The sequence below is a fragment of the Paraclostridium sp. genome (assembly GCF_051657365.1).
Taxonomy (GTDB): Bacteria; Bacillota; Clostridia; order Peptostreptococcales; family Peptostreptococcaceae; genus Paraclostridium.
Map to the genome: position 1 here is coordinate 1 of NZ_JBOFKN010000084.1, position 15,372 is coordinate 15,372.

The following is a 15,372-nucleotide window of genomic DNA, read 5'->3' on the forward strand; positions in this document are numbered from 1 at the left end:
AGATAAGAATGGTAAAGTAGAATTTGGAAACTTAGCATATGGAAACTATTATTATCAAGAAACAAAAGCACCAGAAGGATATACAATAGATAACAAAATGTATCCATTCGAAGTAAAAACAAATAATCAAGTAATAAGCTTGGTTATTACTAACGAGAAGGTTAACTTTGAAGGTAAAATTGTAAATGATCCAACTAGTGAAGAAAAATACAAGTCAAAATCAGAAGATCCACGAGATATAGGTAAAGTTGATCAGCCACAAAAATCTAAAACTTCTGGAGACATAGGTAAATCAGAAAAAACTGTTAATAATAAAGAAAATGAAAGTGTAAATAAATATCAAAATGGAAATCCGATAACATCAGATAGCAGTATGTTACCGTATATTGGATTATTTACAGCTTCAACTATAGGGTTAGTAGTAAGTTTAAATAATAAAAAGAGAAAATAAAAGATAATAAAGTAATACTAATATAAAAAGGGTATATTTCAAAGGGCTTAGTTAAGGCAAAACTTATATTTGACTTAAACATAGGGGAACCTTGAGATATACTCTTTATTTTCATAAATAAAAAAATTTGATTTGGCAAATATAAAATAGTTTAACTTAATAAGATTGTAATATATAATAGTAGTTGTTGTATACGAAACTTAAATAAGAAATGATAAGGTGTGACATTATGGAAGAACTAAAGAAAAGTATTGATGAAATAACTAATGACAACATTATTAAAGTTGTTATTAGCAATAAACTAAATAAAGATGTTGAATATAATAAAATAAACATTGAATTAAAGGAAAAAAATAATAAAGAATATTATCAAATAGAAAAATATACAGATAAACAAGTTTTTCATGAAAATATAGAAAAAAGTATGTTAAATGAAAAAATGATAGAATTTGTAAACGAAAACTACAAACAAGTAGGAGCTTGGTCTGAATCTGTTACGTATGACTTAAAAATATCTAAAAAAGGGAAAATATTTTTAGGAAAGAAAAACAGCAATAATGTTAAAGTATCTAATAAAAGTCATAATAGAGAAAAAAATTACATTTTAAAAGAAGGTATGTTAATACAACCATTGATAGATTTAGGTGTATTTACAAAAGAAGGTAAGGTTGTTAACTCTAAATATGATAAATATAAGCAAATTAATAGATTTATAGAAATTATAGATGACGAAATAAAGAAAAATAATTATAAAGAACTTACAATATTAGATTTTGGATGCGGAAAGTCTTATTTAACATTTGTATTGTACTATTATTTTGTTGAAATAAAAAAAATAGATGTAAAAATGATAGGGCTTGACTTAAAAGCTGATGTTATTAAAAATTGTAATGAGATAGCTAAAAAATATAATTATGAGAACTTGAAATTTGAGCTTGGAGATATAAATGGATATAAATACACAGATAATGTAGATATGGTTATAACTTTACATGCATGTGATACAGCTACTGACTATGCACTTTACAATGCTATAAAGTGGAATGCTAAAATGATTTTCTCTGTGCCTTGTTGCCAACATGAGTTTAACTCTCAAATGAATAGTGAAGAGCTTTCACTACTTACTAAATATGGAATAATAAAAGAAAGAGTTGCAGCTCTTATGACAGATGCAGTTAGAGGGAATTTATTAGAAGCTATTGGATATAAGACTCAATTACTTGAATTTATAGATATTGCACATTCTCCTAAAAATATATTAATAAGAGCATCTAAGGGTAATATAGTTAAAGAAAAAAGAGAAAAATCACTTCAAGAAGTTAATAATATTATAAATGAGTTCAATTTAAATCCAACCTTACTTAAGCTGCTAAAAGAGGATGGTTTAATATAACATATAGTAACTTTTAAGAAAAATTTGAATATAAATTAATATAAGCTTAATATATATTCAATTTATCAGGTACTATATGTGCTGGGCTTTAATAAGCAGTGGATAATCCATGGGATAGTTTAATACTTTCCCATGGATTTTTTTGTATAAAGAATTAGGAGGTAAATTATGAAAAGTGATAGTTACAAAAGTGTAAAGATAGTTTTGTGGATTATTTTAGTAGCTAATTTAATAGTTGCATTTTTAAAAGTTGCTGTTGGATTTTTTATAAATAGTACTAGTATTATGGCAGATGGATTCCATTCTATATCAGATGCATCTTCTAATGTTGTTGGATTAGTTGGGATAAATCTCGCATCTAAACCTGTAGATAAGCAACATCCGTATGGACATCATAAGTTTGAAATTATAACAGGTATGTTCATAGGGTCAATGCTTTTATTTATGGGGTGTAAAATTGTTATAGAAGCTATGAATAGATTTATAAATCCAGTTGATTTAATAATAACAAATGAGAGTCTATTATTAATATTTACTACATTAATTATAAATATATTTGTATCTAAGTATGAATTTAAAAAAGGTAAAAAATTGAATAGTTATATATTGATTTCAGATTCTCTTCATACAAGAAGTGATATATTTGTTTCTATAGGTGTTATAATTGCTTTAATATGTATTAAGTTAGGGATACCGACGGTTATAGATCCTATAGTTTCAATGGGCGTATCTGTATGTATATTCCACTCAGCGTATGAAATTTTTAAATCAGCAATTGATATTTTAGTTGATAGTGCTGTTATAGAAGAAGAAGTTATTGTAGATATATTAAAAAACATAGATGGAGTAAAAGATGTTCACAATGTCAGAAGCAGAGGTTGTGAAAATAATATATATCTAGATATGCATATTATGGTAGACCCAAGCACTACAGTAGATAAATCTCATAAATTAGAACATGAAATTGAAAGTTTAATTAAATGTCATATAAATGAAAATACACAAGTTATAATTCATATAGAACCATTTTATAATAATAAATATTAAATAAAAAACAAAATAGACTTGATAATTTTTATTATTAAGTCTATTTTGTTTTGATTTATAAATTAAAATATTTATCTCCAAAATTTTCTATACTTTTGAGAACAAAAGCATAATCAATACCTTTATCAGTTAAGTAATATTCAACTTTAGGAGGAAGTTTATCATAAACAACTTTATATATAAGTTCATCATTTTCCATTTCTTTTAATTTTTCGTTTAATACCTTATGACTTACACCACAAGTTATTCTTTGAAGTTCTAGAAACCTTTTAGGGCCTTCTAGTAAATGACATAATATAACTGCTTTCCATTTACCTCGTATTACCTCAAAAGCTAAATCAAGCTTGCATACATATTTTTTACCATTTTTAATAATCAAAGACATCACAACCTTTATAAAAACTTTATTTTATTTTATTTTAACTTATATAATTATTTAATATAATACTAACTTTTTAGTAAGTACTTGATTATAGTATGGATATAAATTAATATTAATATTATTAATAAAAATAAAATTATACTAGTAGGAGTGAATAAAAGTGAAATTTACATTTTGTCATAATAATTTTAATGTATTAAATTTAGAAAAAAGTTTAGAGTTTTATGAAAAAGCATTAGGACTTAAAGAAGTAAGAAGATACAAATCACAAGATGGAAGTTTTATATTATCATATTTAGGAGATGGACAAACTAATCATACATTAGAGTTAACTTGGATTAGAGATTGGGATAAGCCATATAATTTAGGAGATAATGAGTTCCATCTGGCATTAAGAGTGGATGATTTTGATGCAGCATATGAACTACATAAGGAAATGGGATGTATATGCTATGAAAATAAGGAAATGGGAATTTACTTTATAGCAGATCCAGATAACTATTGGATAGAGATATTACCTTCAAATAAGCATTAATATTATAAAAAATAAACTGTTTTTAAATTTATAAGAAATTATAATTTTTAAGCAGTTTATTTTTTTATAATACTATATTAAAGATTAGATATGATTTTTATGATATATGATATAATTAAATTCATCAAACAAAAAGAAGTTTATAGGGAGTGTTTTATATGAATAAAAATAAAATATTAATAATATCAGTGGCTATAATAGCTATCATATTTATAGGAATAATATTTGCAGTACCCAAAGAAGAAAAACAAATAGATAATAATATTAAGACGGAGCAAATAACAAATAATGATTCTAAGACTTTAAGTTTTTTAAAATCTGTAGCAGGAATAAAAGCTGAAAATATGGAACTAATAGATAATCCAGTAGGTGTAAAAGGAGAATTTTTGATACCGGAAAAATCAATTTTAGATGGAGTAAACTATTTTTTAGAAAAAACTAAAAATGATAAAATTGAAAATGTACATATAAATATAGATAAAGGAAAATTAAATGCTAAAGTAGACTATAAAGTGACTAATAGTATAAAAGTTCCTGTAGAAGTTGAAATTTTACCTTCATTAAACAAAGAAAAGGATTTAGTTTTAAATATTGAAAAAGTAAAACTTTTAGATATGAAGTTATATGATTGGGTAGTTAATATGTCTGTAAATAGCTTTATAAAAGATTGGTTCTCTAAAGATAGTAATGTAGACGTAAAATTTAATGATGGAAATGTAATAATAGCAAAATCAAATTTTGAAGGAGTAGATTTGAAAGGAATAACTCTAGAGGGACATGATTTAAAAATAAATATGATAATCGATTTAAAATATTTTATAACTGATTAATTTTAAATGCCATAAAAAATAATAAAAATTATTTTTTATGGCATTATTTATGTTTTTAATTAAAGTATAAATAATACTTTAATGCAAAAGATATTATTAATTTAAATATATAAAAAATACAGGAGGAATGTAATGAATAAATTAACATTAAGGTTTATTGCAATTACAATGTGCATGTCATTATTTTTAGCAATTACACCTAAGACTATATATTCATTAAATAGTAATTGTATATATGCTCCAAATCCAAGTCAGATTAGTAACGATTTAAAGGGAAAAGAAGACCTTATTAAATATTTTGATGATATCAAAAGAATAAGAAATAATATAAATACTATAAGTATAAATGCACAAACTGCTAAAGATAAGTATCCATCTATAGAAAAACAAATAAATGGATACTCAGCAGAATTAAAATCAATTTTAAATTCTATATCAAAGCATAAAATTGTGTATAAAGACTCAATTGCAGATATATTTATAGCAAATCAATTAGAAATGATAGCATTTGTATTAGATGCTTCACTACAACAACAATTACTTTTTCTTAAAACAGTTACAGCAGGAGATTCAGATTCTATAGATTTATTTTTTTCAGAGTATTTAGTTAGTATATACTACTATATAACAGTAGCAGATGAGATGATTCATTACATGGAAACTATTTATAATATAAAATAAAGACCTTGAAATTTTTCAAGGTCTTTATTTTATTACTTACGAAAAAGTGCGTAATTGATTAGTTTTAAATGAGAAAGTATACTAAGTTCATAGCAAAATTATTTGATGAAAAATGGAGACTAAATAAAATGAAAACTTTATTCGATAAAACTAAATTACTAAATATGAATATGAAAAATAGATTTATAAGAGGTGCATTGTGGGAAAATTTAGCAGATGAGAAAGGACATATGACATATGAACTAGCAAATGTATATAGAGAATTGGCAAAAGGTGGAGTTGGAACTATAATAACTGGATATGCTTTTGTAACAGAAGATGAGCAACCAAATCCAGGAATGTTAGGTATATATAATGACTCATTTATAGATGAATACAAAGCGTTTACAAATAATATTCATAATCTTGGGTCAAATATAATCATGCAAGTAGTTTATGGTGGATTTATGACTAACTTTAATGTAGGGGAGAGAGTTATATGGGGGCCATCAACTATGAAAAATGAAAATACAGGAACTTGGGCAAAAGAAATGAGCAAAGATGACATAAAATATTTGGTTAATGCCTATAAAGATGCAGCGAGAAGAGTTAAAAAATCTGGATTTGATGGTGTTGAAATTCACTGTGGGCATGGATATTTACTAAGTCAATTCTTATCTCCATATTATAATAAAAGAAAAGATGAATATGGTGGAAGTATAGAAAATAGAGGCAAAATATTATTTGAAGTGTACAAAGCTATGAGAGATGAAGTTGGACAGGATTTCCAAATACTTATAAAACTAAATTCATCAGATTATATAAATGAAGGTGGACTGACAAATGATGAAAGTTTGTATATTGCTAAAAAATTAGCAGACCTAGGTATAGATGCAATAGAAGTCACTGGCGGGAATGAATCTATAAAAGAAGTTATGGAAAATAATTTGGGTCCTGCGAGAACTAAGATTGCTGGATCTAAAAATAGAGAATCTTATTTTAAAGAATATGCTATAAAATTAGCAGATATGGTAGATATACCTGTAATACTTATAGGTGGAAATAGGAGTTTAGAGGTTATGGGTAACTTATTAAATAATAATAATATATCATACTTCTCAATAGCTAGACCATTAACAGCAGAGCCTAATTTAATAAATAAGTGGATTGATGGAGAAAATAAAAAGCCTAAGTGTGTATCTTGTAATAAATGCTACAATACACCTGGTAAAAGGTGTATATTAAATATTAGAAATTAAAAAAATATATAATAAAAAGAAGTTATTTCTAAAAGGAGATAACTTTTTTTTATTATATAAACTAAAGTATTTTAAAGTAGAAAATATATATGTATTTAGTTAGTATTGATGAAATCAATAGTTCTCATTAGGTATATTGATAATATCAATTTGTAGAAAAAAGTTATATATTGTAAGATAATTATGTAATATTCAATAAGTAAAGAGGTGGGTTTATGGAATACAAAATAAATAAAGATCAAATGACACCAAAGGAAAGAATGGAAGCTTTTGCTAAAGGTGAACCTATGGATAGGATTTTATGTTCTCCATTTTTAGGAGAAAGTGTTTCTTCAATATTTGGGCACACAATATATGAATATAATCATTCAGTAGATGCACTTGTTGATGTAGCAGTTGGAAGTTTTGAATTATTTAGACCTGATAGTATAGGATTTGGACCAGGTCTTCAAGGTATACCAGAAGCTATGGGAAGTGAGGTTATATTCCCTACAAATAACACTCCATACATAAATAAACCTGCGATAAATGATTATACTGAAATAGGCAAATTAAGACCTATTGATCCATATAAAGATGGGCGAATTCATTACTTTTTAGAAGCTCTTAAAATAACACAAGGTAAGTTAAATCATGAAGTAGGGGTTGGAACTACATGCGGAGGGCCTTTTACAACAGCATCTTTTTTAAGAGGTACTGATAAATTTTTAAGAGATTTAACAAAAAATAAAGATATGGCCCATGAACTTTTAGAAATATCAACACAAAGTGTCTTAAATTATATAGATGCAGCTTGTGATATAGGACTTGCGCCAGGAATTGCAGAGCCTAATGCGTCATCTACTATGATAAGTGAAAAAAACTTTGAAGAATTTGCAAAGCCGTACTTAAAGAGATGTATGGATAGAATAATTGAGAGAACTGGAAGTGGAACAACTCTTCACATTTGTGGGAAGACTAAAAAAGTATGGGGACATATGGTTGATACGGGTATATCTAACTTAAGCTTAGATAATATAGACGATATAGGTGAGTTAAAAATTGCATATGGGGATAAGGTTTGCTTGATAGGCAATGTTGATCCAGTTGATACAATAATGAGAGGTAGTATTGAAGATATATATAATGAAGCTAAAGAATGTATAAAAAAAGCGCACGATAGTAAATGTGGATTTATATTAAGTACAGGGTGTGATGTTCCGATAGGAACAGATCCTAAAAAAATTATGGCACTTATGGATGCAGCAAGAATATTTGGGGCGTACCCAATTAATATAGATAACTTATAGGGGAGAAAAACAATGGAAAATTCAAAAGAAATTTTATTAAATAAATTAGCAACTTGTGTTTTAGAAATGGAAGATGAAGAAGTAATTGAGATTGCAAATGAATATATTGAAAATGAGTTTGAGGCATATGAAGGAATATCTAAGGGTCTTGCACTTGGAATGGAGGAAGCTGGAAGATTATATGAAGAAGAAGAATACTATATACCAGAGCTTTTATTATGCTCAGATGCTATGTATGAGGGTATAAATATTTTAAAACCACATCTTCCAAAATATAAAACTGGGGAGCATTATAGAGCTATAGTTGGTGTTGTTGAAGGAGATACTCACGATATCGGGAAAAATTTATTTAAAATAATGTTGGAAACGGCTGGATTTGAAGTCTTTGATTTAGGAAGAGATGTAGCCCCAATTGAATTTATAAATAAAGCAAAAGAAGTTAATGCAGATGTGGTAGGAATGTCTACTCTTATGACAACTACAATGGATAATATGCAAGTAGTTATAGATTTATTAAAAGAAGAAAATATGCGTGATGATGTAGTGGTCATGGTAGGTGGAGGACCTATATCACAAAGTTTTGCAGATAAAATTGGAGCAGATGGTTATGCACATGAAGCTTCAAAGGCAGTTAAACTTGCGAAAGATTTAGTTGATAAAAAAAGAGGTATTCACAAAGAGGTGGTATAGATGAATTCAAAGGAACGATTATATAAAGTATTAAAAGGTGAAGTTGTTGATAGACCACCATGTATATGTCCTGGGGGCATGATGAATATGATAATAGAAGATGTTATGGATATTGAAAATGTATCTTGGCCAGAAGCTCATACAAATCCAATTATGATGGCAGATTTAACGCAAGGTATGTATAAAAATAATGCTTTTGAAAATTTTGGAGTTCCATTTTGTATGACTGTAGAAGCAGAAGGTATGGGGGCTACTGTATATATGGGAACTAAAAATACAGAACCTAGAGTAACTAAATATCCAATAGAATCTAGTGAAGAATATACTAAGTTGGAAAATATAGATGTAAATAAGGGTAGAGCTAAAGTTGTTATAGATGCTATTAAAATTTTAAAAGAGAGAAGTAAAGAAGTGCCTATAATTGCAAATTTAACTGGACCTGTTAGTTTAGCATCGTCTTTATTAGAACCTATGATATATTATAAAGAAATTAGAAAAAAACCTGAAAAGGTTCATAAACTTATGGAATTTGTAACTAACAATCTTATAATATTTGGAAAAGCACAACTTGAAGCTGGTGCAGACATATTAACTATATCAGATCCTAGTGGAACGGGAGAAATATTAGGAGCTAACAATTTTAATGAGTTTGCAGTTCCATATTTAAATAAAATTATAGATGAGTTAAATGTTTATGCAAAAGGTGGAACAATAATACATATATGTGGAAGATTAAAAAGTATATATAAAGAATTGAATTTATTGCATAGTGATGCTATTAGTTTTGATTCAATAACTAGTGTTACTCAAGTAAAAGAAAATGTTTTAAATAAAGCGATTATGGGAAATGTAAGTACTTTTGCATTAGAAAATAGTGATGTCAAAAGTTTAGAAACTATGTGTAACACATGTTTAAAAAATGGAGTTGATATATTATCTCCAGCTTGTGGGGTTGGGGTTAGAACTAAACTTGATAATATAAAAGTTCTAAAAGAATGTGCGAAAAATTATAGCAGATAAAGAGGTATTTTATGAATTTTTTATACACGGACAATGAAAGCTACGAATTTAAGGTAGGAAGTAGTCTTTTAGATATAATACAAAGTAATAATTTAGGGATGGAAAGTCCATGTGGAGGGAAAGGGTTATGTGGTAAATGTAAAATTCAAGTTTTAGATGGAGATATAAATGAATTTTCAAAAGAAGAGTTAAAATTCTTAAGCAAAGAAGAAATTGAAGATAATATACGACTTGGATGTTTAGTTTACCCAAAAGGAGATTTAAGTGTAAAGTTTTTAGAAAATAAAAATAAAAATCATAAAATTTTAGCAGATGGTTATATGCCATACTTCAAGAAAGATCCATTACTTTCTAAAAGTGTATATGACGTAAAACTACCTACATTAGAAAATAATTCATCTTATGAAGATATAGTAAGTGAAGTTATTAATAGTGATTTAAATAGTAATTATCAAATATTAAAAGAGATCCCAAATTTATTTGAAAAAGATAAATTTACAGGTGTTTATTTAGATAACCAGTTAATAGGGGTAGAGGTAGGGGATACTTTAAATGCTCTATATTCTATAGCAGTAGACATAGGTACTACAACTGTTGTTTGTTCTTTAATTGATATAAAAAGTCAAATTGAAATAAGTTCTGAGAGTGAAATTAATCCACAAAAAGAATATGGATTAGATGTATTATCTCGTATTAACTTTATAAAAACTAAGGAAAATGGGTTAGAAATCTTAAATAAAAGTATTATAAATTGTTTAAATAAATTAATTAACGATTTGTGTAAAAAAAATAATATAAAAAAAGAAAATATATATGAAGTTTCAATAGCTGCAAATACGACTATGATGCATATATTACTAAATGTTAATCCTATATCCATTGGTAAATCACCATATTCACCAGTATTTGTAAAAAGTAAGAGTATAGCATCAAAGGATTTAGGAATAGATATATCTGGTTTTGGTAGAGTATACTTGCTACCTGGAGTGTCTAGTTATATAGGAGCTGATATTGTATCAGGGGTATGTGTTTGTGATTTAAAAAACAAAGATAAAAATGTATTATTTATAGATATTGGAACTAATGGAGAGATGGTTTTATCTAAAAATGGAGAAATGGTTTCTTGTTCTTGTGCTGCAGGTCCAGCACTAGAAGGTATGAATATTAGTTGTGGTATGAGAGCTGGAGATGGAGCTATTGAAAATATAAAAATAGAAGACAATATAAAAATTAAAGTTATAGGTGATGTAGAACCATTAGGAATTTGTGGAAGTGGAATAGTTGATGCTATAAGTGAATTAGCAACGTCTAAACTTATAGGAAAAACAGGTCGGATAAGTAAGAAAGAAGCAATAGAAGTAGATGATAACTTAAGTCATTTAAGTGAACATATAGTAGATGAAAATAAAAAAAGAAAATTTATATTAACTAGAAAACCTAAAGAAATAGCAATTACTCAAGAGGATATAAGACAAGTTCAACTTGCAAAAGGAGCTATACTTTCAGGAATTTATGCATTGGCAGATCAAGTGGATATAAAAATTGAAGATTTAGATGAAGTTATAATAGCTGGACAATTTGGAAAACACCTAAGTATTGAGAGTTTAGTTGGAGTTGGTATAATACCAAAAGAGCTTAAAGATAAAATAAAATATATAGGTAATTCTTCAAAAACAGGAGCTATAATGAGTTTACTATCTAAAGATATAAGGAAAAACATGGATTTAATAGCTAAGGAAATAGATTACTTTGAGTTATCTACAAAAGAAAATTATGAAAGATTATTTACAGATTGTTTAAAATTCTAAAAAAGGTGATGTAATGATAAAAGTAGATGTAATATCGGGATTTTTAGGTTCAGGAAAGACTACATTAATAAAAAAAATGTTAGATTGTATTAAAGATGAAAATGTAGTTGTAATAGAAAATGAATTTGGACAAATAGGTATAGATGGAGAACTTATAAAAAAAGAAGGACTTCAAGTATTAGAGCTTCAAAATGGATGTATATGTTGTAGTATAAAATTAAACTTTAAAGATACTTTATTAGATGTTATAAATAAATTAAAACCAGATCGTATAATTATAGAGCCAACTGGTATAGGTTTGTTGAGCGAGATAATAAATATGATAAATAATTTGGATAAGGACATGGATATAAGTATAAATTCTTTAATTACTGTAATTGATGGAGTAAATTACTTTGATTATATAGATAATTTTGGAGACTTTTTTGAAGATCAAATTGAAAATGCATCAGTATTAATTATAAGTAAAAGTCAGTTTATAGACAATCAGGATTTAGATGATATAATAAAATCTTTAAAACACATAAATAAAACTACAAATATATTATATGGAGATTGGGATGGTAGATCTTTTTGTAACATATTTGAAATTCTAAGTATGGTAAATAAAAAAGATTCATTGGATTTTAATAATATGAAGAAAAAATATGTAAATGAAAATATGAAAAATATTTCTTCTATTTCTATAATTCCTAAACAAAGTTATTCAGTAGAAAATTTAGAAATTGCATTGATAAAATTAAATGAAATTAAGTTTGGAAAAATAATAAGATGTAAAGGATTTGTAAATAGCGAGGAGTCGTTATTAGAGTTTAGCTATATAAATGGTAATTATACTATAAAAGAAAGTAATATAAATACAACTCCTAAGATATGTACAATAGGTAGCAATTTAAAAAGTGAAGATATAAAAAATATATTTAAATAGAGGCATTAATAATGAAAATAGATTTTAAGTGTAATCAAAATGATAATGAAAATATACCTATAGACATAATAAAAGATTCAAAGGTAGAATTTCCTAATTTACATACAAATGCTAAAGATATTTCGTATATATCAAAAATCTTAAAATATCACAAAGCAGATCATATTTGTAAAGTGCCTTTTTGTACAACTGTAGAGGCAGAAGCTTTGGGAGCATACATAAACTTAGGTGATGACAAAAGTTGTCCTAGAATAAAGAAGTATGCATACAATAGTTTAGATGAATTATCTAATATTAAAAATATTAACTTTGAAAAAGGAAGAATAAGCGAAGTATTAGAATCTATTAATATTTTAAGTAAAGAAGAGATCGTTACTTTAAATGTATGTGGACCGATGACTATTATATCGTTACTTATTGATTTAAAATATTTTTATAAAGGGGTTAGAAAGAATAAACCTCTAATTGAAAAAGTTATGAAACAATTGGAAGATAATATAGTTGAATATATAGTAAAAGGATATGAAAGTGGAGCTAAAATAATATCTTATAGTGATCCTGTAGGAGCTATTGAAATAGTAGGGCCTAAAATTTATGAAGATGTAGTGTCTAAAACTACAATAAATATAATCAAAAGAATTTCAAATAAAGTAAATGGGTGTATTATTCATTTATGTGGTAAAACATCTACAGCTTTACATAATTTTGGGATTTGCAATTTTAATGAAATCAAATATGATTATAATATTACTTATGGAGAAGCATTATGTGAGTTATTATCGGATGAAGGCATTAAGATTGTAGGTAACAATTGTTTGAAAAAAAGTCCTTACAAACTTAAGAATTCAATTATTTACGATATTGAATTTATTTAAATTAGAATAATAATAAAAAATGCGATAAATTTATTTATCGCATTTTTTATTTCATAAATATTTTTAAACGGAGGTTATCGTATTTGAAATTTTTTTAGCATTATCAATGTTTTTGAAAATTTCATATATATTCATGAAAATCAATTTATCATCTTGTTCTTTTAAATTGTTAAAGTCGCCTACAACATCAGATTTACTTAAATCGCCATTTAGATATTTTTTCATCTCTTCACATGTATTACCTATGTTTAACTTTTTAACTCTATTATTTCTTATACTATTTTTAAAAATACGTATATTACTCATTATAATTCGCTCACTATCTAAAAAATTATTAATTTTATCGCAAGAAATAGTATTATTATTAATACTTATTTTATCATTAGTAAGTCTATTAGTTAAAACAACTTCACGTAAATTAGAAGTATCTACGTTTGTTGAAGTTATGTTTTCTAAAATTTTAGAAATAGAATCATTTAAATCAATAGATTTATCTATTAGATTTTTAGTAACATCCTTAATTTTATAAGGGAATATAATTCTATTTGCTATAAATGCTAAAATACAACCTATTAAAATGAATTTTATTCTATCAAAAGATAATGTATTAAAGTCATTACTATTAGCACCAATGCTTAAAGCAAAAATTGTCATGAATGTCATTCTTTTAGCATAATCTTTGAAATAATTACTTATATAACCACAAGCAAATCCTAAAAATAATTTAGCTTCCATGGTAGGAATTAAATGAAAAATTATCTCGAATATTAAAACACCTACCAAAGTTCCTTTTATTCTATCAATCATCTTAGATTCACTTGATTCAATATAAGGTTGTATAACTGTAGCTAGAGTAAATACCATCCACTTACCTTTAAATAAATCAAAATAACCAACTATAAAAGCTCCTAAACTAACCATTAAGGCAACTCTAAATGCAAATGTAAATCTAAGTGAATTTCTATTAAAACGTCTTTTTATAACTTGGATTTCCTTTACCTTTCCAGCAACACCATATTTTTTATCACTAGTAGATAATCCACCAGTTTTTAGATCATATAAAGTATCTTTTAGTAAAGTCATATTTTGTTTTAACTCATAAGAAATATAATAAGAGCAAGTTAAATTATCATTTTCATATATAAAGTTATTTAGTTGTTTTTCTAAAATATCAATATTTTTTTCATCGTCCATAAGTTTTAATATATCTTCAAATTGTAATTTTAATTCTTTCAAAAGATTTTCACAATTATACAGACTATCTTTATCTTCTAGCCAATTTTCTAAAATTATACTAGCGCCTTCTATTGTTTGGGCTATACATAAATAAAGTCTAGCCTTATCTGATATTAAGAAGGTTTTTTCTTTTCTAGAATATAAATTTTGAGAAAGTATTTTAATTTCACTATGTATTTGAGTGTTATTTTTTTTTATACCATCTATATCTTTGTTGTTTATTAAAATATTTATATCATCAATTAGTAAGTTGATATTTTTACAAATGGTAGCTTTTGATTTATCCCAAAATCCATTTTTGTTTACAATTAGTTGAACCATCATTATGAGTATAGCAGAAAGTATTAATGCTTCTGCTCTAGCAGGTATAGCACTGTGTTTTACAGGGAAATAAAGCATAAATAAATAACTTAAAATAAACGGCATATATATTGGTTTACTAGTATCATATGTAAAAATATATATGATAAAAAATACAGCTACAAATGTAGATAACAAAGCTAGTGAAGGAGATAAAGTTGCTATAAAGGCACATAAGCCTATGAATAACTCTATAAGTATAAATCGTAAAGTGTTTTTTAGAGGAGTTATAGAGTAATCATTTGACATTAAATTTATAGCGGCCATAAAAGCTGTTATACCAACAAGCATATTATCATTTCCAAATAATAGTTTGAAAATAATAGCTGTGGGAATTATACCTATAAATACTAGGGTTTTAGAAAGTATACTTTTCATATCTTCACCACCTAAAATTTGTAATAATCATATAATAATTTTTACCCCTATTATGAAAATCAAAACGTAGACTATTGAAAATGTATCATTGTAATTTAACAAAAATCATATAATAACTTAGCATTAGAATATAAAAAATGTATAACAAATTTTTTAGTAATAAAACTTAGAAGATAAATTTATATAAAAGATTAATTAGGAGGATGATATTTATATATTGTGAAGTTATTT

The 15,372-nt window shown here is 25.9% G+C and carries 15 protein-coding genes; 13 read left to right on the plus strand and 2 right to left on the minus strand.

Translation table 11 applies throughout. From position 1 onward, the window contains the following. The 3 genes from ACRCYC_RS05800 to ACRCYC_RS05810 all read left to right on the plus strand — a co-directional run. Positions 1 to 451 (plus strand): prealbumin-like fold domain-containing protein (locus ACRCYC_RS05800; protein ID WP_438618165.1); only part of this gene is annotated, 451 nt, incomplete at its 5' end. 229 nt (positions 452 to 680) lie between these two features. Continuing rightward, positions 681 to 1,844: a class I SAM-dependent methyltransferase gene (locus ACRCYC_RS05805; protein ID WP_438618166.1), complete on the plus strand. Its 1,164-nt coding sequence runs from the start codon at positions 681 to 683 to the stop codon at positions 1,842 to 1,844. A gap of 168 nt (positions 1,845 to 2,012) precedes the next feature. After that, entirely contained in the window at positions 2,013 to 2,891 is an 879-nt protein-coding gene (locus tag ACRCYC_RS05810; protein WP_438618167.1) for a cation diffusion facilitator family transporter, read from the plus strand. Between the two features lie 55 nt (positions 2,892 to 2,946). Here ACRCYC_RS05810 and ACRCYC_RS05815 read toward each other — a convergent pair whose 3' ends face one another. After that, positions 2,947 to 3,270 (minus strand): winged helix-turn-helix transcriptional regulator, encoded by a 324-nt coding sequence (locus ACRCYC_RS05815; protein ID WP_438618168.1) that lies wholly within the window; start codon positions 3,268 to 3,270, stop codon positions 2,947 to 2,949. A 163-nt stretch (positions 3,271 to 3,433) separates the two neighbouring features. Here ACRCYC_RS05815 and ACRCYC_RS05820 point away from each other — a divergent pair, with 163 nt between their 5' ends. The 10 genes from ACRCYC_RS05820 (at position 3,434) to ACRCYC_RS05865 (ending at position 13,167) form a co-directional block, all read left to right on the plus strand. Beyond that, positions 3,434 to 3,808, plus strand: coding sequence for a VOC family protein (locus ACRCYC_RS05820; RefSeq protein WP_438618169.1), 375 nt, complete (start codon positions 3,434 to 3,436; stop codon positions 3,806 to 3,808). Between the two features lie 158 nt (positions 3,809 to 3,966). Continuing rightward, positions 3,967 to 4,638: a hypothetical protein gene (locus ACRCYC_RS05825; protein ID WP_438618170.1), complete on the plus strand. Its 672-nt coding sequence runs from the start codon at positions 3,967 to 3,969 to the stop codon at positions 4,636 to 4,638. A gap of 132 nt (positions 4,639 to 4,770) precedes the next feature. Then, positions 4,771 to 5,319, plus strand: a complete 549-nt coding sequence (locus ACRCYC_RS05830; RefSeq protein ID WP_438618171.1) for a hypothetical protein — start codon at positions 4,771 to 4,773, stop codon at positions 5,317 to 5,319. 128 nt (positions 5,320 to 5,447) lie between these two features. Next, positions 5,448 to 6,557 (plus strand): NADH:flavin oxidoreductase, encoded by a 1,110-nt coding sequence (locus tag ACRCYC_RS05835; RefSeq protein WP_438618172.1) that lies wholly within the window; start codon positions 5,448 to 5,450, stop codon positions 6,555 to 6,557. Positions 6,558 to 6,772: 215 nt separating this feature from the next. Next, positions 6,773 to 7,846, plus strand: coding sequence for a uroporphyrinogen decarboxylase family protein (locus ACRCYC_RS05840; RefSeq protein ID WP_438618173.1), 1,074 nt, complete (start codon positions 6,773 to 6,775; stop codon positions 7,844 to 7,846). Between the two features lie 12 nt (positions 7,847 to 7,858). Further along, positions 7,859 to 8,536 (plus strand): corrinoid protein, encoded by a 678-nt coding sequence (locus ACRCYC_RS05845; RefSeq protein ID WP_438618174.1) that lies wholly within the window; start codon positions 7,859 to 7,861, stop codon positions 8,534 to 8,536. Continuing rightward, entirely contained in the window at positions 8,537 to 9,556 is a 1,020-nt protein-coding gene (locus ACRCYC_RS05850) for a methylcobamide:CoM methyltransferase MtbA (protein WP_438618175.1), read from the plus strand. It abuts the gene before it with no gap. A gap of 11 nt (positions 9,557 to 9,567) precedes the next feature. Continuing rightward, positions 9,568 to 11,364: an ASKHA domain-containing protein gene (locus tag ACRCYC_RS05855; RefSeq protein ID WP_438618176.1), complete on the plus strand. Its 1,797-nt coding sequence runs from the start codon at positions 9,568 to 9,570 to the stop codon at positions 11,362 to 11,364. A 13-nt stretch (positions 11,365 to 11,377) separates the two neighbouring features. Beyond that, positions 11,378 to 12,292, plus strand: a complete 915-nt coding sequence (locus ACRCYC_RS05860) for a GTP-binding protein (RefSeq protein WP_438618177.1) — start codon at positions 11,378 to 11,380, stop codon at positions 12,290 to 12,292. An 11-nt stretch (positions 12,293 to 12,303) separates the two neighbouring features. After that, positions 12,304 to 13,167 carry a uroporphyrinogen decarboxylase family protein gene (locus ACRCYC_RS05865; RefSeq protein WP_438618178.1) on the plus strand — a complete coding sequence of 288 codons (864 nt, stop codon included), beginning with the start codon at positions 12,304 to 12,306 and terminating at the stop codon, positions 13,165 to 13,167. A 63-nt stretch (positions 13,168 to 13,230) separates the two neighbouring features. Here ACRCYC_RS05865 and ACRCYC_RS05870 read toward each other — a convergent pair whose 3' ends face one another. Then, positions 13,231 to 15,141: an FUSC family protein gene (locus tag ACRCYC_RS05870; protein ID WP_438618179.1), complete on the minus strand. Its 1,911-nt coding sequence runs from the start codon at positions 15,139 to 15,141 to the stop codon at positions 13,231 to 13,233. Between the last annotated feature and the right edge of the window lie 231 nt (positions 15,142 to 15,372).

Excerpts from the sequence above, each read along its gene's own strand:
- ACRCYC_RS05835 (WP_438618172.1), top strand. The coding sequence starts at position 5,448 with ATGAAAACTTTATTCGATAAAACTAAATTACTAAATATGAATATGAAA.
- ACRCYC_RS05870 (WP_438618179.1), bottom strand. The coding sequence starts at position 15,141 with ATGAAAAGTATACTTTCTAAAACCCTAGTATTTATAGGTATAATTCCC.
- ACRCYC_RS05855 (WP_438618176.1), top strand. The coding sequence starts at position 9,568 with ATGAATTTTTTATACACGGACAATGAAAGCTACGAATTTAAGGTAGGA.
- ACRCYC_RS05850 (WP_438618175.1), top strand. The coding sequence starts at position 8,537 with ATGAATTCAAAGGAACGATTATATAAAGTATTAAAAGGTGAAGTTGTT.
- ACRCYC_RS05845 (WP_438618174.1), top strand. The coding sequence starts at position 7,859 with ATGGAAAATTCAAAAGAAATTTTATTAAATAAATTAGCAACTTGTGTT.
- ACRCYC_RS05840 (WP_438618173.1), top strand. The coding sequence starts at position 6,773 with ATGGAATACAAAATAAATAAAGATCAAATGACACCAAAGGAAAGAATG.
- ACRCYC_RS05810 (WP_438618167.1), top strand. The coding sequence starts at position 2,013 with ATGAAAAGTGATAGTTACAAAAGTGTAAAGATAGTTTTGTGGATTATT.
- ACRCYC_RS05860 (WP_438618177.1), top strand. The coding sequence starts at position 11,378 with ATGATAAAAGTAGATGTAATATCGGGATTTTTAGGTTCAGGAAAGACT.
- ACRCYC_RS05830 (WP_438618171.1), top strand. The coding sequence starts at position 4,771 with ATGAATAAATTAACATTAAGGTTTATTGCAATTACAATGTGCATGTCA.
- ACRCYC_RS05865 (WP_438618178.1), top strand. The coding sequence starts at position 12,304 with ATGAAAATAGATTTTAAGTGTAATCAAAATGATAATGAAAATATACCT.
- ACRCYC_RS05805 (WP_438618166.1), top strand. The coding sequence starts at position 681 with ATGGAAGAACTAAAGAAAAGTATTGATGAAATAACTAATGACAACATT.
- ACRCYC_RS05825 (WP_438618170.1), top strand. The coding sequence starts at position 3,967 with ATGAATAAAAATAAAATATTAATAATATCAGTGGCTATAATAGCTATC.